This window comes from Paenibacillus sp. S29 (assembly GCF_049319765.1).
GTDB classification, from domain to species: Bacteria; Bacillota; Bacilli; order Paenibacillales; family Paenibacillaceae; genus Paenibacillus; species Paenibacillus polymyxa_B.
Window position 1 is genome coordinate 26,565 of record NZ_JBMOUI010000010.1, and the last position, 18,963, is coordinate 45,527.

The following is an 18,963-nucleotide window of genomic DNA, read 5'->3' on the forward strand; positions in this document are numbered from 1 at the left end:
TGCAATCCCCTTAAAAAAAGTGTAATACATACCTATGCAGATTGATTTCAGAATTGACCTATTTTTTGTGACAGGTCTCTCTGCTTTTTCGAAAAAACCAAGGGATACACTGTGCTAAAATATACAACAACAACGCGGACCTGACGCATTATGGTACAATATAAGCTCGGAATAATGGGATAAAGGAGCGGGAGAAGTCATGGCGGTTCGGCATGAGACGGAGCTGTACGCTCCGGTGAAAGCCTTTTTTGAGAACTTGGGATATGAAGTCAAAGGAGAGGTGCGCAACTGCGATTTGGTGGGTATCAAGCCAGGGCAACAGACACCATTGATTGTGGAGATCAAAAAGACGTTTAACCTGGCGCTTGTGCTGCAAGGCATGCAGCGTTTGAAACTAAGCAGCAATGTATATGTAGCTGTAGAACGAAATCGTGCCAAAAAAGGGGCCGTGAATCAACGCTGGAACGAGCTGGTCGGACTGTGCCGCCAGTTGGGACTTGGCTTGCTCACCGTCACCCATTTTAAAACGAAGCCGCCGCTCGTTGAGGTACTGTGTAAGCCTGCGGCGCATAGCGACAATGTCCACAATGCAGCAACGGTACGCCACGGCTCGCGCAAGGAAAAGCTGCTGCGGGAATTTCACGCACGCAGCGGTGACCACAATACCGGCGGCAGCACCCGACGCAAGCTGGTCACTGCCTACCGGGAAAAAGCGCTGCGCGTAGCCGCAGCCTTGCAGGGCTTGGGGGAAGCTGCCCCGGCGCAGCTCGCTCGCATAGCAGCCGTCAGCACAGCTGCTGCCGTACTTCAGCACAACTACTACGGCTGGTTTGAGCGCGTATCCCGCGGCCGCTATCGACTGACTCCGTTTGGCGAAGCTGCCCTGAACGAGTATGCGGCAGTACTGCAAGAGCATGGCATAAAAACGGCCGCTGAAATAGACGCAGAGCTTGACGAGGACAGTGGACAGCTCCAGATTGCGGAAGCGCCAATCACTTACTCCACCGTTGTTGTGGAAGCGGAGGATGACTGACATGGGGCGGATGGTTTTCGCTAGCTCCGCGCAGTAAATTCGCTAATCGTTTCACCGATCAGATTCATGCCCATAAGCAATTGCTCACGGCCCGGATGGCTAAAATTAAGGCGAATATGGGACGCGCCTTCACTGCCAACCGCACATAGTGCACCTGGCATAAAGGCTACGCCTTTGGGTAACGCCGCCTTTAGCAGCAATGCGCTGTCCAGCCCATCGGGCAACTGCACCCATACATACATGCCACCGGACGGAATAAGATACGTCACGTCTTTCCAAAACGGGCGCTTGAGCAGCTCCAAGATTAATTGAAGTCGAGTCGAATATTCCTTGTTCAGCATCGCTAAGTGCTCGTGCCATTGAAAACGCGAGCTGGTCAGCAATTGGAACAACAACCGTTGGTTCATCGTACTGGATTGCATATCAGCCAGCTGCTTCAAGGCGTACATTCCTTCAATCAGCGGCGCAGGACCAGCAGCCCAACCCGTTCTGAGCGCAGGAGCAACTGTTTTATTGAACGAACCGATATAGAGCACTTGGCCGCCCTGACCCGCATGATCCAGCGCAAATAGAGAGGGGTAAGTCTCTGCAAATTTTCGACTCTGACCATGTGGACTCTTGTCATGGAACTCATTTTTTTGCTTCAAATGCAATTCACCATAAGAATCATCCTCAACTACTAACACCTCATGATGCCTGCACAGGTCCAAAATTTCCTGCCGCCTAGCCGCGCTCCATAAGGAGCCCGTCGGATTCGTAAACGTCGGCGTGGCAAAAAAAAGCTTGGGTCGATAACGGATCATTAAAGCTTCAAGCTTATCAGGAATGACACCTTCCCCATCTGATTCTACAGGAACGATCTGAGCACCCTGCATAGATAGCACTTGTAAACATCCAGGAGACGTAGGGTTTTCGACCAATACCGGATCACGCTCATCCACCATCAGCCTTATGATCAGGTCAATGGCCTGCTGACTGCCTGTCGTGAGGAGGATTTGACCTGGTGGTACTCTTACTCCTTTACGCTGTTCCCACTCTCCCGCAAGCCATGCTCGCAAAGGGAAATAGCCCTCCGGTTCACCATACTGGAGGGCGTCAGGGCCGGAGCCAAACACATCATGGGCCGCTTCTTCCAGCAGCTTCACCGGAAACAGCTCTTGTGCAGGTAGTTCTTCAGCCAGAGATATAAAGGAGTGTCTTCTCGCATTTTCCCGGATATGACGCACTGGAGAAGCCAACATCGCAGCCGTTCGTGAAGCAAAGGAATATTGCATGAACATCCTCCTTCTCCTGAAAAATAGGTCATGATCTCCGGGCTGACGCATCAGGCATATAGCTGCTTCATCTGACGCGCATATAAGGCATAACGTTCAATCGCCTGCGCCCGGCTGGACACGCCTAATTTCGCATAAATTTTACGTAGATAATTATCAATGGAGCGCCGGCTAACTTCGATCTCGATAGCAATTTTGTCATATGTAATTCCTTGTACAATACGTTCCATAATAAACACTTCGGTTTGTGTCAATTCGTCAAAAGGCTCGGATGCCATTAACGGTATAAAGGGCCAGTTTCCACACCGAATCCAATCCATTGGTAAAGAAGCAAATCCTTCGCGCAAACCGTTGATCAAATGGATTAACTGGCTCGGTGATGCCTGTTTGGATAACATTCCATTTGCTCCAAGCGAAATTAACTGCTGAAACAACGTAATATTATCCTCATCCGTCATAATAACAATATGGCTGTCCGGAGACAAGGCCCGCATTTGTGTCAAAAATGGTTCCGCCGTTCCCTCAGGCAACCTGTAGTCCATTAAAATGATTTCCGGTCGAATGGAGCAAGCCAGCTCCAAGCCTTCCGTTCCGGAGGAAGACATCCCTCTGACAAGCAAATCCTGCTGGTCTTCCAAAATAAGCTTTGTTCCCAGCATACTTGTAGGATGGATATCTATGATGACCACCTGCCATACTTTTCTCATATCTAAACCTCCTGAGTTTACAAAAAAATACATAGTTAGTAGCGAAAATAATTCTAAAATTAGGGATTGCATATGTAGAAATTGCGCGAATATGAACGTATAGGAAGCGAAAAACGTTTAAGGAAATTGTATCCTAGGACTTCCTTCCGATGCAATCTCTTTTTCCAATATTTTTATACGACTATTTCGCTTTTGCGAAATAAATAGGCCCATGATAGAATTGGTACTGCAAATAAAGACTGGAAATTTGACTTTACACGGGAGTTGAAAATCGTATGCAAGCTTCACCTGAACGTCCTCCTGCCGAAGCTCGGCGGAGTAATTCAAGAAAGGGGTTACCCGTAAAGGCTTTTCTGCTATTTTGGTTCATTCTTATTATATTAGGTGCTCTCGCAACCTATCTGTATAGCAATCACTTGAAGCAGCAAATGCTAAACGAGATGCAGACCCATACAGACCAACAGATTCAAGCACTCAAATCTGACTATGAAAAGCAACTGACTGCTCTTTCCAAGGAAGTTAGCGGATTGCAGGGAAAAGTCCAGTCCTTCAATGAACTACTGACCTTTACTAAGGATAATGCAAACAATAAGACCGATAACAGCAACAAACTGTATACCCAATTAAACGAAGTCAAGCAGCAGCTCAATACACTTCAGAAAAAAATGGACTTGCTAAAATGAATGTAGACGCAAAACAAGTGAACCGGTTCTTTATGTTGGCCCTTGCTCCTTTTATCGGCTTGTTGGGGTATATTTTGTTAGTGCATCCCTCATTGAGCTTTCCTGGGTCTACTTCTTTGAGTTTGCAAAAAGCTGAAGTCACTCTACAAATGCAATTAGTAGGCAAGCAGCTTGATGAAGCCAAGCAAACGGCAACATACACCTTGTCTACAATTCGCCGGACTTCTGAGCTATACAAGCAAACGACTCAAACGATGAATCAGCTTGTCGTGACTGCCTCTACGCAGTCCAAGCGGCCCGCGATCATCTATGATCGACGCATCACCGCCAAACTGGGGGTTCCCTATGAGCGGGTAGATAGCAATCGGATTACCATTGAATTATTTAAGGTAAACCCGGGAATTTATCATGGCTACGCTATGAAGGTCAAACTTAAAGATCCTACTGCTATGAAAATGTCTTTGGGAAGTGACAAATTGGGTGGCTCGGAAACCACCATGCGTGCAGTCTTGAGACACGGAGCTATTGCAGGCATCAATGCAGGCGGCTTTGCGGATGGAGACGGCAAACGCTATCCATTAAGCACTACTGTCTTGAACGGCCACTACCTTACTGGCTTTCAGTCCAGTTTTAAGGATTTGTCCTTCGTCGGACTGAGTAACGATGGCAAGCTTATCGGTGGCAAATTTTACAGTCAAGGTGCTCTTGACAGCTTAAAGCCTGCCTTTGGTGCTACCTTCGTTCCCGTCCTGCTGCAAAGAGGACAAAAAATGCCTATTCCTGACAAATGGAAAGTCTCCCCCAAGCGGGCCCCACGTACGGTCATTGGCAACTATAAAGATGATCAGTTACTCATTATTGTCGTAGACGGCTACAATGAAAGCGGGGGTTCGGGCGCGACGCTCGAAGAACTGCAAGGAAAAATGTACAATCTAGGTGTTCAAGATGCCTATAATTTGGACGGAGGCGGTTCCTCGTCGCTTATACTTAACGGTCGAGTCGTAAACAAACCGTCAGATGGTAATTTGCGTCCAGTCCCTACTCATTTTTTGTTCTATAAATAGCTATGTGTAGTCTGCTAACAAATTAAATATGCTTGCCGACGTACGGCTCTATCCGAAAAAAAGCATCACGAACGAATGTCGTGATGCTTTTGCCTCATTTAGGAGGAATACTGTGTCATTTCTGTCAGGCATTGAGCACAAATATAACGGTCTTTGAAATCGTTCACTTGTTCTACTGACCCGCAGAATACACATTTTGGACGATAACGCTCCAAAATAATGTGGTCACCCTGAACCAAAATTTCGACAGGATCTCCCTCATTCATTTGATATCTTTTACGCAGTGACTTAGGCAAAACTATTCTTCCCAGCTGATCAACTTTACGTACCACACCGGCAGGTTTCATCGTGATCGTACACCTCTCCTATTGAGTAATAACTTACAATTTTCTTTCCATGCGAAAAACTAGGTACAAAGACACTATTCTTTATGTAGTATTCGCTGTCTTTTTGTCGAATCCTGCTGATCACAGGAAATTTTATTACATTTTTTCATAAAATCATGAACCATATCAAAGTATGGTACAGAATGTCTATAATATTTTTATCGACCGGAAAGCCAATTATCATTAGCCCTCGCTGAGAAATTTCGCAAATTTTTGACCGTACAACCTTTATTTAAGTTCCACTATCATATAGATTTGAGCAATATAGGTGAAACTTTTATTACCAACTAAGGTCCTGGTTCTTTATTCGCATTTATACTTGTTCACTCGATGTTCTTTACGATAAACCTGGAAAATCCATTTGTCTCAACGCTTCATATACGATAATCGCAGCGGAATTCGACAAGTTTAGAGATCTTACTTTATCTGACATAGGCATCTTGATGCATGTATTTGGATTAGCAGCTAGCAGCTCTGGCGGCAAACCTTTCGTTTCTTTACCAAATACCAAGAAGTCTCCATCCTGAAATGCAATATCACTATATCGCTGATTCGCTTTGGTCGTCGCATAAAAAAAGCGACCTTCCTGATATTTCTCCTGCACTTCAGCAAAAGACTCATGATATTCAATGTGGACAGCATACCAATAATCAAGTCCGGCCCGTTTTAACGTGGCATCGTCGGTACGGAAGCCCAGTGGCTTTACCAGATGTAGATGAGTTCCGGTTGCAGCACACGTTCTAGCAATATTCCCTGTGTTAGCCGGGATTTCCGGCTCGACAAGCACAATATGTAATGGCATCACGTTTCGTTCCCTTCATTTTAAATTCATCAGACAAATAACCTACAGTTTAACCAAAGTGTATACATTGAAAACATACACATTCTTTTATTTTAACAAAATCAGACAGATATGAACATCAAACGACAAAAATTTCAACCCACACCACTAAAAGCCTTCCCCTATACACATTCAGGGAAGGCTCTACATTTACATTTTCGATTTCAAATATCGTGTATCGAAATATATGTCCGTGTAATCAACTGTTACGTTGCTTGAATCCGTCCATAAACTCGGCTAATGCTTGACAGTTCTCCAGTGGAACAGCATTGTAGATCGAGGCGCGAAGCCCTCCTACACTGCGATGTCCCTTCAGTCCGATAAATCCGGCCTGTTCGGATTCCTTAATAAATTGTTTTTCCAGATCCTCATTCGCGAGGCGGAAGGTTACATTCATGATAGAGCGATCAGCGCTGTCCACACAACCACGATAGAAGCCTTCGCTACTGTCAATACGGTCGTATAGCAAAGCAGCTTTCTGCTGGTTCACACGCTCAATGCCTTCCAAACCGCCTTCTTCCTGAATCCATTTCAGCACTTCATTCACCATGTATATGGCAAAGGATGGGGGAGTATTGTAGAGAGAGTTATTTTTTTCATATGTGCTATAACGCAACATCGTAGGAATATTGTCCGGTGAGGAAGTCAGCAACTCTTCACGGGCAATCACGACCGTCACACCAGAAGGTCCCAGATTTTTTTGTGCGCCAGCGTAAATCAATCCAAATTGAGTAACATCAAAAGGCTTGCAAAAAATATCACTGGACATGTCCACAATCAAGGGTACGGAACCCGTATCCGGGAATTGCTTAAATTGTGTACCTTCAATCGTTTCGTTGGACGTCATATGCACATAAGCAGTATTCTCAGGCAAGTCCAAGGAATCCACATTCGGAAGACGCATGTACTTCTCATCAGCGGAGGATGCAGCAACATGAGCCTTGCCCAGTAGCTTGGCTTCTTTATATGCCTTGTCCGACCAGCTACCTGTCATTACATAGCTCCCAGTCTGTCCTTCGCGCAAGAAATTTAAAGGCAGCATCGCAAACTGCGTACTTGCACCACCTTGTAGGAATAACACCTTGTAGCCTTGTGGATTGCCCAGCAGAGATAACAGGCGTTCCTGCGCCTCATTATGAACAGATTCATACACAGCTCCACGGTGAGACATTTCCATGATCGACATCCCTGTTCCCTGGAAATCTACGAATTCAGCTTGTACACGTTCTAGTACTTTAAGCGGCAATGCCGCTGGTCCTGCATTAAAATTGTAGGCTCTCTTACTCAACAAATTCCCATCCCTTCTCTACTCTGGTGTGGATATTATCGCTATGATAGCAGTATTCATAAATGCGTTCAAGACTTGTATAAAAATGTTTTCAATTTCATTTATGATGTGACAGAGTTGTGAATGTTAACATATTTAACATCTTTATTCTGTGATTTTCACTTTAATATTAAAAGGTCCCCGGCATAAGACCGGAGACCTATTTTGAATAACAACTGTTACCCGTAAGCTAATGCTTGTTATTCAAAGCAGCTATGCTATCGACTTATTAGCAGTCAAAATACAGGCTGTATTCGTGTGGATGAACACGGATATTCACCGATTTAGCTTCAGAACGTTTGAGCTCTACATAGTTATCAATAAAGTCCTTCGTAAATACGCCGCCTTCAGTCAAGAATTCGTAGTCAGCTTCCAGAGCGTCCAGAGCCTCATCCAATGAACCAGGTACGCTACGGATTTTACCTTTTTCAGCGTCAGACAGCTCGTAGATGTTGCTGTCAAGTGGACCATATCCCAATTCGATTGGGTTCAGTTTGCGCTTGATGCCATCCAGACCCGCCATCAGCATTGCTGAGAAGGCAAGGTAAGGGTTAGCTGTGGAGTCCGGTGTACGGAACTCGATCCGACAGCCTTTTGGAGTAACAGCTGCTACTGGAATACGTACAGCCGCAGAACGGTTACCTTTGGAGAATACCAGGTTAACTGGTGCTTCGTAGCCAGGAACGAGACGTTTGAACGAGTTGGTGCTTGGGTTGGTCAAAGCGATCAACGCAGGTGCGTGGTACAGAATACCGCCAATGTAATGAAGAGCCATTTCGCTCAGATTAGCATAACCACCTTTTTCGTAGAACAAAGGAGTGTCGCCATCGAAAATGGATTGGTGAACGTGCATACCACTTCCGTTGTCTCCGAAGATTGGTTTCGGCATGAATGTTGCCACTTTACCATATTGACGAGCTGTGTTGTGTACAATGTATTTATAAACGAGCAGGTTGTCTGCTGTTTTCTTGAGTGTATCAAAACGGAAGTTGATTTCCGCTTGGCCTGCCGTAGCTACCTCATGGTGATGGCGCTCAATTCTCAGACCTGCTTCTTCAAGCAAACGGCACATTTCACTACGGATATCTTGTTGGGTGTCTACTGGCGCTACAGGTACATATCCGCCCTTCACCCCCACTTTAAAGCCCAGGTTGCCGCCTTCTTCCTTACGGTTCGTGTTCCAAGCTGCTTCCTCGGAATCTACGAAGAAGGAGGAGCTGTTCATGCCGCTTTCGTAGCGTACATCATCAAAGATGAAAAACTCGGACTCAGGTGCAAAAAATGCTGCTGTGCCCACTCCTGCCGATTGCAGAAATGCCTCAGCTTTTTTTGCGATGCCGCGAGGATCGCGGTCGTATTTTTCGCCGTCTGGCGTAGCAATGTCACACAGGATATTCAGTGTAGGATGCTGAGTGAAAGGGTCGATAAAAACCGCTTCTGGATCGGGCAGCATAACCATGTCGGATTCCTCAATGCCACGATAGCCGGGAATGGAAGAACCGTCGAAAGCAACACCGTTAACAAATGTCTCTTCATCTACTTCGGAAGCTGGCAATGAAATATGGTGAGCACGACCAGACAAATCTACAAAACGAAAATCTACCCACTCAATATTATTTTCCTGAATTGTTTTCAATACGTTTTCAACGGACATGTCTTCTTCCTCCCAATTTTTCCGAACATTAAGTCTTATACAACCCTGAAATGTTCATGATCGAATGTTTTTTTCTGTCGTCATTATAAATCTCAAACATGACACGGGTCAATAGCTATGTAAGGTATTTTTTAAACTAATGTTAGATATGCTTACGCCCTTGATAACATTTGAATAGCACAAAAAGCCCGAAACATCGGGCTTTTAGGCAATTTAAATCTCATTACTGCGTTGCAGCAAAACTTTTATGCATTAATGTTAAACATTGGTTTTAAGCAATGGTAGTAGGCGTGTGAAATGTTTTCCCCACAGCAGGAGCCAATATTTCCAAATCTTTTAGCAAATCTGAAAATTGATCTGGGAACAGGGATTGTACGCCGTCACCCGTCATCGAGTTGTCAGGGTCTGTATGCATCTCAATAATTAAACCATCCGCTCCGGCAGCTACCGAAGCCTTCGTCATAGGAACAACCAGTTCACGTCTACCTGTGCCATGGCTAGGATCAGAAATGACCGGCAAATGGCTCAACTGTTGCAAAACAGGGATCGCGGACAAGTCGAGCGTATTTCTAGTGTAGGTTTCGAATGTACGAATACCGCGCTCACACAACATAACATTCGGATTGCCGCCTGCCAAGATGTACTCAGCAGCATTCAAGAACTCATCATAAGTCGAGCTGAAACCGCGCTTGAGCAATACTGGCTTGCCGCAAGTACCCAGCTTGCGCAGCAAATCAAAGTTTTGCATATTACGTGTACCTACTTGCAGAATATCGGCGTATTCCGCGCAGATGTCTACGTATTCAGGTGTCATGACCTCTGTGATGGTCAAGAGATCGTGCTTTTGCCCCGCCTCAGCCATCATGATTAAACCTTCTACACCCGTTCCTTGGAAGCTGTATGGCCCTGTACGCGGCTTAAAAGCACCCCCACGGAGAACTTGCGCGCCTGCAGCTTTGACCAATCCGGCAATTTCATCTATCTGTGCAGCAGACTCAACAGCACATGGTCCACCCATAATGACAAGCTCGCCCCCGCCGATATTTACACCTTTAATAGAGATAACCGTATTTTCCGGATGAAAATCACGGCTGGCCAATTTATAGGACTTCGATATTTTAACCACATTTTCTACGCCTTTCATTTGACGCAGATGTTCAGCCAGTTTGGGCTCTACGCTACCGATCAGTCCGATGATCGTGCGATCCGATCCCCTTGATACATGAGCCTGCAATCCTTCTTTCTCAATAACTTCAACAATAGCTTGAATATGCTCTTCAGGTGTTTGAACACCAGCGATAACGATCATTTTTTTCTTCCTCTCTATAAAACATATTTTATAAACCAACATACAGGTTAATATTATGACACTTAGACGCTTGTTCGCTTTTAAGCTTTTATTCGTTAAAGCAACTATACCTGTTTTAGCTATACTCGTCAAGGCTTAATTATCCCGAATTATTCAATATTCTAACTTAGCGAAGCTAACCGGAAAATATCTACAAATTAAAACAATTTAAAAAGCCGCTATCCGGATGGTTGTATCCGAATAACGGCTGTAATCAATCATATACTATTTCGTTGTTTTTGACTTCTCTCGTACAGGAGGCAGTAGTTTTTTCATATCTATGGTTCGCTGAATCTCCCACGTATCCGGGTTAGCCGCATCATACTGCTCCAAATACGTAATAACCTCTTTGGTAATCAGTGTCGGGGTCGAAGCCCCAGAAGTCACAGCCACTTTGGCTACACCTTCAAGCCACTCTCTCTTCAGCTCGGTTACATCAGAAATACGATAAGCTGTTGTACCAGCAATCTCCTCCGAAACCTGAGCCAATCGGTTTGAATTGTTACTGCGCGGATCACCGACAACGATCACCAGATCCGCCTGTCCAGCCTGCTCAGCTACCGCTTCCTGACGTACCTGCGTCGCCAAACAGATTTCATTGTGTATCTCAGCACCCGGGAACTTCTCCAGCAGCTTCTTCATAATGTGCTTGATGTCCCATTGGCTCATGGTCGTCTGATTCGTGATAAGAATTTTGCCAGCTGGCAACGTAAGACTGTCGATCTCTTCTTCTTTTTCAATCAGATGAACATGATCAGGAGCAATACCGATAGCTCCTTCTGGCTCTGGATGATTCTTTTTGCCAATATAAACAATCTGATAGCCTTCGGCAGACTTCTCCCGAATCAGATCATGCGTCTTTGTGACGTCAGGGCAAGTCGCATCTACCGTAGTCAGCCCCTTGTCTCGTGCCAGCTTCCGAACCTCTGGTGATACGCCATGAGCAGTGAAGATTACAGTGCCGCTCTCTACCTGGCTTAAAATCTCCATACGGTTCGGGCCGTCCAGTGTAATAATCCCTTCGTCTTCAAAGGAATTGGTGACATGACTGTTATGCACAATCATGCCCAATATATAAATAGGCCGGGGTAAGTCCAGATTTCTGGCTGCCTGACGAGCCAATACCATGGCATCGACTACGCCGTAGCAGTAACCCCGGGGCGAAATTCTGAGTACTTCCAAAATGAGCCCCCGCTTTCTTCGACACAGTATACAGCTCCGATAACTCGGTAGCTGTGGGCATCCTAGCCTTTACCGGCCAATTCTATGATGTAGTTGCCTTCCTATTATAGCCTATTCCAAAGGCGCGGAAAAGCTAACCGGGAGCCAGATGACAAATGTCGTTCCTTCTCCTTGGCGCGTAACCACTTCCACAGACCCGTGATGTTCATCAATAATCCACTTGGCAATAGATAGCCCCAACCCAATTCCCTCTGTCACCCCGCGTGACTCATCTGCCCGGTAAAAGCGGTCAAAAATAAAGGGAACCTCACTCTTGTCCATTCCAATGCCCGTATCACTGATCCGTAGGCCCACCTGTCCTTGATAAACAATGGCATCAAATCGGACTGTGCCCTCAGGTGTGTATTTGAATGCATTATCAATGAAAATGAATAGCATTTGCTGCAAATAATCCTTGCTGCCATCCATATAAATACCATTCAGCAACGAAAAATCTCCCACATTCCATTCGGCCGTTCGCTCTAAAAACTGAGCACGACGGGCAACCTCACTTACAAGTGGTTCCAGCGCAACGGGAGTCTTATCGAACGTTTTCCCTGTGTCCGCTCTCGCGAGTGACAACATATCACTCACTAAACGGCTCATCCGTTTGCCTTCATCCGCCATGTCATTTAATGCCTCCATAGAAAGCTCGCGAATCATCTCTTCATCCATATTCGGTCGCTCTCCTGGTTCGGTAGTCCACATTTTGAGCAAAAAATCAACGTTGCCACGGATCGTCGTTAGCGGCGTACGAAGCTCATGGGAAGCATCAGCCACAAAACGGCGCTGTGCACCGTACGCATCTTCCAGCTCCTTGTAAAACACCTCTGTGCGCCCCAGCATGTTGTTAACCGTCCCGATTAATTGGCCAATTTCATCATGTGGTCCGTCATATTCAATCCGAACACTCAAATCATTACTGGATTGAATCTGATTAGCCCCCTCAATGACCTTGACCAGCGGCTTCATAGACTTGCGAGCCAGAAAGAGACCTGAAGTCGCAGCAGCGAGTAATGCAAACAACGAGCCGTATACAAGCACATTTTGTAACCTGTTCATGAGTCGGTCCTGAGAGCCCGTGAATTGTCCTACCTGTAGCAGCCCGACCACCAAGCCCAGCTCCTCGGATTTGATCGGCTGTTGAATAATCATAAAGGAATCCCCATTGACGTTCACACGTCGAATTCCCTCATTTTGAACTGCTCCTGCCGCTGTAGATGGAACAGGGAAGGTGATATTGAGGTCTTTCATATTTTGGGTCGTTTTCGTTACACCAGACGTATAATTGTAAATTTGTACATAGAGCTGTGAGTCATCTATTCCACGTCCCTGCTCTAATCCCAAATCCAGGTTGGGGACTTCAAACAATCCCCCTTTTATAATAAGGCGTAATTGCTTGTTAATCTGTGGCGCCTGAGTCATAAGCTGACTTTTCACTTCATTATATGTGTAGTAATATACTAGTCCGTAAGTAACCAGACCAAAAATGACTAGTACTATAGCCAAGATGCTCGAATACCAGGCCGTCAGCCGCCACCGAATAGACATATTACATATCACCTCTTAAAATATAGCCAGCTCCACGAATTGTACGAATGAGTCGTTTACCGCCATCCTGCTCCGTTTTTTGTCGTAGCATGGCAATATATACTTCCAGCACATTCGATTCTCCACTATAGTCATAGCCCCAAATTTTGTCCATAATCAGATCACGCGACAGAACACGCTTCGGGTTTTGCATGAACAAATGGAGCAGTTCAAATTCTTTGGCCGTCAGTTCCAAACGTTTGCCGCCACGAACCACTTCGCGGGATTCGTTATCCAGTTGTAAATCCTCGAAGGTAAGCCGATTTCCGTTATTGTCCTGTTGTTCGGTTTTACGCCGCAAAAGCGCTCGCACTCGCGCCAGCAGCTCCTCTAGAGCGAACGGCTTAACGAGATAATCATCGGCCCCTAGATCCAAGCCCTTAACCCGATTCTCAACCTCATCCTTGGCTGTAAGCATCAGGACAGGTACTGTACTTCCACCCTCCCGCATACGACGACATACCTCAAAACCATCGACCTGCGGCATCATTACATCTAGCACGACCACATCAGGCTCAGCTGTCAACATTTTATTTAATCCTTCTGCTCCATTGGCGGCTGTCAGCACTTCATAGCCTTCAAATGCCAGCCCTCTGCGCAGCATGGAAACAATTTTTTCATCGTCATCAATGATTAGAATAGTAGAACGCATACACGATCGAACTCCTTTATCTCTTCTTTTCCTTCTATTGTAGCAGGAGTAGACGCGTGTAGCATCTGGCTGCTTCATACAGCAAGAAACGGAAGGGATCTTCCTTCCGTTTCTTACGTGCACTTGTTCATTTTTGTAGAATTTTCATCTTATTGCTGAAGCGTCGAGCTAAAGTCATTTTTGTTGCCAATTTTCAGCTGAACATCTTTTTTCTGCCCAGCTCGTTCGATGTTAAGTGTCAGCGCTGTACCCACTTTTTGTTTTTGAATGAACTGGATCAGCTCTTGTGATGTGCTATAAGGCGTGCCATTCGCTCCGATAATCACATCGTAAGGACGCAGATCGGCCTGATAAGCTGGTGATTTGTATATAATATCCCGTACAACCGAGCCTTCGGTCAGGGATGTACCCAGTTCTTTGGCTACTTCAGGACTCAAATTTAACAGACTTGCACCAATGAAAGGTACAGGTTCTTTCGGAATAGGCTGGTTATTTTTCAGCTTATCGACCACTTCCAAAATCGTATTGGACGGAATCGCAAATCCGATTCCCTGTGCGTCTGCACTAACAGCTACGTTCATACCGATAACCTGCCCTTGCAGATTTAACAGCGGTCCACCAGAGTTACCAGGGTTAATGGACGCATCCGTCTGAATGAGATGCTTGTATTGCGTCGGTTTTCCAGTCGATTCACTATTAATAGTGATCGTACGTTCTTTCGCACTTAGCACCCCGGCTGTTACCGAATGTTCAAAGCCTTCAGGGTTGCCGATTGCGACCATCCATTCGCCGACTTTAGCGTTATCGGAGTCACCCAAAGTTACTGTCGGAAAGTTGTTTTTGCCTTCAATTTTAAGTACCGCCAAATCAAGATCAGCATTTTTGCCCAAGACTTTGGCTTCATAAGGCTTATTAGTTCCCTCTACTGTAACCTGAACCACACTCGCGCCTTCAACAACATGGTTGTTGGTTAGGACGTAACCCGATTTATCAAAAATAAAACCAGAACCAATACCAAGCGGAGTCAGCTGCCCGCTGTTGCTACCTTCATTTTCATTACTGTTACCGCTGCTGCCACTGTCACCATACTGATTACCGAAAAAGTATTGATACAGCGGGTCATTGTAATAAGGGCTGCTTTGTCTGCCACTGCTACCACTGGTTTGTTTGGCAAGCGTTTCGATTTTAACGACTGCCGGCCCAGCCTTTGCCACAACAGATTGAACATCAGCGGTACCTGAAGGCATCACAGCCGGAACTGCGCTTGGAGTCGAGCTGGTGGTTCCTGAATTAGTCGTTTCTCCGCTTTCAGCTGCCGCCGAAGTCAACGCCGTCTCGGGTGTGAACATATTTGTTCGGTCAGCTGTATACATCAATACCGTAATGACCAGCATCCCGGCCAAAAAAGATAAGAATATTGTTTTCACCTGCGACTTGGGCTTATTCGGTTTGAATTGCCAGTTGCCGCCATTCCGACCCGAACCATCCTGTTGCTCAGGCATAGCCCGATGGTAAGAGGGAGGAAGAGGTCTCACTGCCTGCGGTGGCGTAATCTCAACATCCTTTTCCACCGGCTGCCCTTCCTTACGTTGTCCGTCCGATTGAACTGAAGAAAAAGGGCCGTAAGAATAATAATATGAGGAACCGTTCGAATCGTTTTGCCGAGTTGCGTTATCGGTATCAACCTGATCGTTGTCGTTCCGGCGTCCGGAGTTATTATTTTTAAATTCGTCCATTGTATATCTCCTCCCAAACCCTATGCTTCAAGGTGGTGTTGTTTAACTGACTTTATTTTGCACTTTAAACCTTAATTCCACCTTAAAAACAATTAAAAAGGAGATAAAACCTTAGACCTATTGTACCTAATCACTTTTACTTAAAACGAAATGCCCCGGATATAATCCGGAGCATTATCGATTGTATATGCTTTTTTATTTCGTGTTAAAGTTTTCGTCGAACTTTTCGTTCGGTGTTTGAGCATTGTTTTGAATTTTGTTACGGCTGGAGTTTTGAACTTTTTGCGCTACTGCACCTGTACCGCCTTGATCTGTTGCAAATTCTTCGTCATACTTCTCATTTGGTGTCTGGAAGTTGTCTTGAATTTTATTTTGTTCAGACTGCTTTACCTTTTGTGAAACGACACCTACCGTATTGTCTTGTGCAAATTCCGCCTTGAACTGATTTCCTGTGCTTGCCTTGAAGCCTTTGTTCGTGAAAGAACTTCCGCCTTGATTTGGCATAATTCTCAACCTCCCAGTATGTTTTGTGGGATAAGCTTATCCCGCAACATAGTATGTGATGTTGGAAAAAACAATATTCAAGGATTATATGGAAGCATCCAGTGTCGCACTCGGAATGGTTTTATGCGTTTCTATCGCTTTTTGGAGCGATTTTACCATCTTTTCCGTACATTTTCCGTTCCCTTTTTTTATAATTTGAACATCCACATCTTTCTTGCCCCATTCAGAATACACCTGCCGGGTTGTTTTAAAATACAAGTCAATTTTATTGCCCTTAATCGCAGAACCTGTATCTGCTACAATCCCGTATCCATAACCTGGAATGTACAATATGCTCCCCAAAGGAAACGTTTTGGGATCAGCCGCAATCGTAGACAGAGTGTTCTTGTCACGACGCACTTTTACACCGGAATACGTAATACCGTAGCCGGGATGACTTGGCCGTTTGCCAGTCGATTCATAGCCTGCTGTATATCCTGTTGCCGTGACCGTCATGGTCGTAATAACCTGCTCCTCGCGTGGAGCCAAAACAGGTGCGGACTGCCATTTTTTATGCTGGACCGGTTCTTTGTGACCGTAAACTTCATTGCCGGGCAATACCAGACAGGTTGCAATTAACACGGTTCCCAAAATCCGTTTCCATACCAACATGGATCTCATAAAAAACCTCCCCTTGAGGCAAAGGCTTTCCAGAAATCCATTGGTTTATACGAAAAGATTATTATTTTTGAACATCCTGACCTGGATAAAGTCTGCTCAGCTTCACTTTATCTTCAAAAATATGCAGGAGTGTCCGCACTATGGGGGTGTGCTCATCGTCTGTGTGCAATATAATGGAAGCAGGAGAAATCGAAATAAGGGTGCTTACGATTCGATCTTCGACCTCCATTTCTAGTTCAATGCCTGGCATCTCGACAATGATGTCATCTGCATCAGGAGTCGGTATGGGTACCATGGCACTATCCAGAATCGTAAAATTATGTCCGCCTTGGTGAAGTACGTGTACGAGCGGAACTTTGCTTTCCTGAAAAAAAACAAAATATTTAAGCAGCCCCATAAATTCTTCGTATTGCCGATCTGCCCAGAATTCTTCCATGGCATAGTCGACGATTTCTTCAAGCTCTTTTTTATACGCATGGAGCCTAAATTGAATCAGTCCTTCCAAATTGATCACATGAAGCTCCTTAAAATCCTTCTCCAGGAGAGTGGTCAGCTTACCATGACGCTTCAAACGGCCTCTCGGGCCATCATCGTTTAACAGTGAACGAATCATACTGCGAATTTGCTCCGTATCCTCTTTCTCCAGCAGCGAACAGGCTTTGGTGAGAATGAGATTGAGCATCCCCCACTCCTTGACTTCGATAATATAATCCGCTATTGCCGAAGACATGATGCTGTATACACAGGGGAGAAAGCTTTCAAACGCCGAATTGCTTTCTGTGCCCTTGCAGGTCCATGCCACTTTGTTGTCCAGCTGTCTGAAAGTGAATCGAAATCCGCGCCGTGACATATGTAGTCCCTTTGTTCTACTTTTGACCACTTCATAAAACCGGTTGGTTTCCTGATCTCCGTCTGTATTGGTCCACACTGTAAACAGTTCCATTGGCTCACTCCTTTCGATCACTGCTTTCAGTATATGGCGGCCTCTAAAGGGTTATACGAAGTGAACGACTGGAAACAGAAAGACATATCCAAAAGAGGATGATCAAGTTTCAAAAAGCTGGTTTGGCGTGTTATAAACAATTACTGTGATATAGGAAATAACGAAAGACGTTTGAATATTTAGGGTGGGGTATGTTAAGGTTATAGTAATATGAATTTTTCACAAGAGGGAGGAGATAAGATGTTAACGATGCTGAACATGCTGCGTACATTCATGATCGTCATATTGAGCCTCGTTCAGATTTTGTCCCTTCCTGTGACGTTTCATGCGGAAGACACCACTCAATCCCTCCAGTTTACTGCGGGATCTTCTGTCGTGCCTCATGCTGATGTTTCCTCGTTAGAAACAGATTCTCACGGTCTGGAACACCATTCCAAACCAGCTATACGCAAATCCTCCCCTTTACTTCATCTGGTGATCGCTGCGGCCAAATCACTTCCCTTTGTCATTTTGATAGCGCTTGTGCTGTTATTGAGCATCCCTAAACTACGTCTGCCTTTTATTCCTGTCATTTGCAAACTAAAGAAGCAATTATACTTGTTCCCCATCAAATTCACCTCTAGTTATGTGGCTTAACCTCCCTTTGCATGCAGATCACCACATTCGCATGTCTATTTGTTAATATTTCCCAATAGCTGTAATACGTAAGTGTATGTATCAGGTTTTTTACGTTAATTCATAAAATTTAATACAAAAAGAAAGTTTCCATGTCACTCCCAGAGTATGTGATTTATTTCCCATACCATTCATTTAAATAACGTATCGTACAGGAGGCTTTATAAATGGATATTCGAGAGTCTATTTTGCCAGGAATCGGGATTAAGTATCGAATAGATGCAGAGAGTGGCGACCGAATTGTCATTATTATTCATGATGATGGCAGGCGCGAGTTGTATCACTTTGATTACGAGGATCTAGAACAAAGTATTTCTATGACAACCCTGAATGATCAGGAAGCGCGATTGGTAGCCTCCATCATCGGGGGTATGACATATAAGCCCAAACAGCTTGAAAGTGTAGAAATGACGTTTGATGATTTTATTATCGAATGGTATAGAGTGGAATCCCACTATGCAAGTGTCGGCAAATCCATCGGTGAGCTGGATGTAAGGCAAAATTCGGGAGCCACTGTTATTGCCATTGTGGAGAAAAAAGGAATGAAATATGTAAATCCTGGTCCTGAAGTGATTATTAACGATGATGCCACTGTAGTCGTTGTTGGGGAACGCGATCAGCAAAAACGCTTTAAACAAATCCTTATGAACGGAAGCGGGTGATTG

The 18,963-nt window shown here is 45.1% G+C and carries 19 protein-coding genes; 5 read left to right on the forward strand and 14 right to left on the reverse strand.

The genetic code is table 11. The annotated features are described in order from the left end of the window. The first annotated feature begins 199 nt into the window (after positions 1 to 199). Positions 200 to 1,033, forward strand: coding sequence for a DUF2161 domain-containing phosphodiesterase (locus ACL9RM_RS17230; protein WP_069291494.1), 834 nt, complete (start codon positions 200 to 202; stop codon positions 1,031 to 1,033). Positions 1,034 to 1,053: 20 nt separating this feature from the next. Here the strand turns inward: ACL9RM_RS17230 and ACL9RM_RS17235 are convergent, their stop codons facing one another. Then, complete coding sequence (locus ACL9RM_RS17235; RefSeq protein ID WP_250261955.1) at positions 1,054 to 2,307, reverse strand: PLP-dependent aminotransferase family protein; 1,254 nt, start codon at positions 2,305 to 2,307, stop codon at positions 1,054 to 1,056. A 50-nt stretch (positions 2,308 to 2,357) separates the two neighbouring features. Beyond that, positions 2,358 to 3,014: a response regulator transcription factor gene (locus ACL9RM_RS17240; protein ID WP_220027414.1), complete on the reverse strand. Its 657-nt coding sequence runs from the start codon at positions 3,012 to 3,014 to the stop codon at positions 2,358 to 2,360. A 275-nt stretch (positions 3,015 to 3,289) separates the two neighbouring features. On the opposite strand from ACL9RM_RS17240, the gene ACL9RM_RS17245 reads away from it, so the two are divergent. Both ACL9RM_RS17245 and ACL9RM_RS17250 read left to right on the forward strand, forming a co-directional pair. Further along, positions 3,290 to 3,697 (forward strand): hypothetical protein, encoded by a 408-nt coding sequence (locus tag ACL9RM_RS17245; protein ID WP_013309441.1) that lies wholly within the window; start codon positions 3,290 to 3,292, stop codon positions 3,695 to 3,697. Next, positions 3,694 to 4,761, forward strand: coding sequence for a phosphodiester glycosidase family protein (locus ACL9RM_RS17250; RefSeq protein WP_250267880.1), 1,068 nt, complete (start codon positions 3,694 to 3,696; stop codon positions 4,759 to 4,761). Before ACL9RM_RS17245 ends, ACL9RM_RS17250 begins: the two co-directional genes overlap by 4 nt. A 98-nt stretch (positions 4,762 to 4,859) precedes the next feature. On the opposite strand, the gene ACL9RM_RS17255 is transcribed toward ACL9RM_RS17250, so the two are convergent. The 12 genes from ACL9RM_RS17255 to ACL9RM_RS17310 all read right to left on the reverse strand — a co-directional run bounded on the left by ACL9RM_RS17255 (position 4,860) and on the right by ACL9RM_RS17310 (position 17,623). Then, the gene (locus ACL9RM_RS17255; protein WP_013309439.1) at positions 4,860 to 5,108 is read right to left on the reverse strand and encodes an AbrB/MazE/SpoVT family DNA-binding domain-containing protein; all 249 of its coding nucleotides are present in this window, start codon (positions 5,106 to 5,108) and stop codon (positions 4,860 to 4,862) included. 376 nt (positions 5,109 to 5,484) lie between these two features. Beyond that, the gene (gene trmL / locus ACL9RM_RS17260) at positions 5,485 to 5,949 is read right to left on the reverse strand and encodes a tRNA (uridine(34)/cytosine(34)/5-carboxymethylaminomethyluridine(34)-2'-O)-methyltransferase TrmL (RefSeq protein WP_061829161.1); all 465 of its coding nucleotides are present in this window, start codon (positions 5,947 to 5,949) and stop codon (positions 5,485 to 5,487) included. 238 nt (positions 5,950 to 6,187) lie between these two features. Next, positions 6,188 to 7,279 carry a 3-phosphoserine/phosphohydroxythreonine transaminase gene (serC, locus tag ACL9RM_RS17265; RefSeq protein ID WP_250261956.1) on the reverse strand — a complete coding sequence of 364 codons (1,092 nt, stop codon included), beginning with the start codon at positions 7,277 to 7,279 and terminating at the stop codon, positions 6,188 to 6,190. Between the two features lie 265 nt (positions 7,280 to 7,544). Then, positions 7,545 to 8,969, reverse strand: coding sequence for a type I glutamate--ammonia ligase (gene glnA / locus ACL9RM_RS17270; protein WP_061829159.1), 1,425 nt, complete (start codon positions 8,967 to 8,969; stop codon positions 7,545 to 7,547). 271 nt (positions 8,970 to 9,240) lie between these two features. Next, positions 9,241 to 10,278, reverse strand: a complete 1,038-nt coding sequence (aroF, locus tag ACL9RM_RS17275) for a 3-deoxy-7-phosphoheptulonate synthase (protein WP_013309435.1) — start codon at positions 10,276 to 10,278, stop codon at positions 9,241 to 9,243. 264 nt (positions 10,279 to 10,542) lie between these two features. Next, a complete protein-coding gene (locus ACL9RM_RS17280) occupies positions 10,543 to 11,499 on the reverse strand; it encodes a 4-hydroxy-3-methylbut-2-enyl diphosphate reductase (RefSeq protein WP_013309434.1) in 957 nt (318 codons plus the stop codon). Between the two features lie 111 nt (positions 11,500 to 11,610). Next, on the reverse strand, positions 11,611 to 13,089 hold the full coding sequence (locus tag ACL9RM_RS17285) for a sensor histidine kinase (RefSeq protein ID WP_069291491.1): 1,479 nt from the start codon (positions 13,087 to 13,089) through the stop codon (positions 11,611 to 11,613). A gap of 1 nt (position 13,090) precedes the next feature. Then, a complete protein-coding gene (locus ACL9RM_RS17290) occupies positions 13,091 to 13,780 on the reverse strand; it encodes a response regulator transcription factor (protein WP_069291490.1) in 690 nt (229 codons plus the stop codon). 149 nt (positions 13,781 to 13,929) lie between these two features. Continuing rightward, on the reverse strand, positions 13,930 to 15,516 hold the full coding sequence (locus ACL9RM_RS17295) for a S1C family serine protease (protein WP_061829154.1): 1,587 nt from the start codon (positions 15,514 to 15,516) through the stop codon (positions 13,930 to 13,932). A gap of 195 nt (positions 15,517 to 15,711) precedes the next feature. Next, on the reverse strand, positions 15,712 to 16,020 hold the full coding sequence (locus ACL9RM_RS17300) for a hypothetical protein (RefSeq protein WP_069291489.1): 309 nt from the start codon (positions 16,018 to 16,020) through the stop codon (positions 15,712 to 15,714). Positions 16,021 to 16,104: 84 nt separating this feature from the next. Then, positions 16,105 to 16,680, reverse strand: a complete 576-nt coding sequence (locus ACL9RM_RS17305; protein WP_061829151.1) for a 3D domain-containing protein — start codon at positions 16,678 to 16,680, stop codon at positions 16,105 to 16,107. A 61-nt stretch (positions 16,681 to 16,741) separates the two neighbouring features. After that, positions 16,742 to 17,623 carry a putative sporulation protein YtxC gene (locus ACL9RM_RS17310; RefSeq protein ID WP_165176137.1) on the reverse strand — a complete coding sequence of 294 codons (882 nt, stop codon included), beginning with the start codon at positions 17,621 to 17,623 and terminating at the stop codon, positions 16,742 to 16,744. 240 nt (positions 17,624 to 17,863) lie between these two features. Between ACL9RM_RS17310 and ACL9RM_RS17315 the strand changes: the two genes are divergently transcribed. Then, positions 17,864 to 18,259, forward strand: a complete 396-nt coding sequence (locus ACL9RM_RS17315; protein ID WP_069291487.1) for a hypothetical protein — start codon at positions 17,864 to 17,866, stop codon at positions 18,257 to 18,259. Positions 18,260 to 18,465: 206 nt separating this feature from the next. Beyond that, positions 18,466 to 18,960 carry a cation:proton antiporter regulatory subunit gene (locus ACL9RM_RS17320; RefSeq protein WP_013309426.1) on the forward strand — a complete coding sequence of 165 codons (495 nt, stop codon included), beginning with the start codon at positions 18,466 to 18,468 and terminating at the stop codon, positions 18,958 to 18,960. The last annotated feature ends 3 nt before the right edge of the window (positions 18,961 to 18,963 follow it).

Bases quoted from the DNA above. Each gene is read 5' to 3' on its own strand.
- ACL9RM_RS17230 (WP_069291494.1), top strand. From the start codon at position 200: ATGGCGGTTCGGCATGAGACGGAGCTGTACGCTCCGGTGAAAGCCTTT.
- ACL9RM_RS17235 (WP_250261955.1), bottom strand. From the start codon at position 2,307: ATGCAATATTCCTTTGCTTCACGAACGGCTGCGATGTTGGCTTCTCCA.
- ACL9RM_RS17240 (WP_220027414.1), bottom strand. From the start codon at position 3,014: ATGAGAAAAGTATGGCAGGTGGTCATCATAGATATCCATCCTACAAGT.
- ACL9RM_RS17245 (WP_013309441.1), top strand. From the start codon at position 3,290: ATGCAAGCTTCACCTGAACGTCCTCCTGCCGAAGCTCGGCGGAGTAAT.
- ACL9RM_RS17250 (WP_250267880.1), top strand. From the start codon at position 3,694: ATGAATGTAGACGCAAAACAAGTGAACCGGTTCTTTATGTTGGCCCTT.
- ACL9RM_RS17255 (WP_013309439.1), bottom strand. From the start codon at position 5,108: ATGAAACCTGCCGGTGTGGTACGTAAAGTTGATCAGCTGGGAAGAATA.
- trmL (WP_061829161.1), bottom strand. From the start codon at position 5,949: ATGCCATTACATATTGTGCTTGTCGAGCCGGAAATCCCGGCTAACACA.
- glnA (WP_061829159.1), bottom strand. From the start codon at position 8,969: ATGTCCGTTGAAAACGTATTGAAAACAATTCAGGAAAATAATATTGAG.
- aroF (WP_013309435.1), bottom strand. From the start codon at position 10,278: ATGATCGTTATCGCTGGTGTTCAAACACCTGAAGAGCATATTCAAGCT.
- ACL9RM_RS17285 (WP_069291491.1), bottom strand. From the start codon at position 13,089: ATGTCTATTCGGTGGCGGCTGACGGCCTGGTATTCGAGCATCTTGGCT.
- ACL9RM_RS17290 (WP_069291490.1), bottom strand. From the start codon at position 13,780: ATGCGTTCTACTATTCTAATCATTGATGACGATGAAAAAATTGTTTCC.
- ACL9RM_RS17295 (WP_061829154.1), bottom strand. From the start codon at position 15,516: ATGGACGAATTTAAAAATAATAACTCCGGACGCCGGAACGACAACGAT.
- ACL9RM_RS17300 (WP_069291489.1), bottom strand. From the start codon at position 16,020: ATGCCAAATCAAGGCGGAAGTTCTTTCACGAACAAAGGCTTCAAGGCA.
- ACL9RM_RS17305 (WP_061829151.1), bottom strand. From the start codon at position 16,680: ATGAGATCCATGTTGGTATGGAAACGGATTTTGGGAACCGTGTTAATT.
- ACL9RM_RS17310 (WP_165176137.1), bottom strand. From the start codon at position 17,623: ATGGAACTGTTTACAGTGTGGACCAATACAGACGGAGATCAGGAAACC.
- ACL9RM_RS17315 (WP_069291487.1), top strand. From the start codon at position 17,864: ATGTTAACGATGCTGAACATGCTGCGTACATTCATGATCGTCATATTG.
- ACL9RM_RS17320 (WP_013309426.1), top strand. From the start codon at position 18,466: ATGGATATTCGAGAGTCTATTTTGCCAGGAATCGGGATTAAGTATCGA.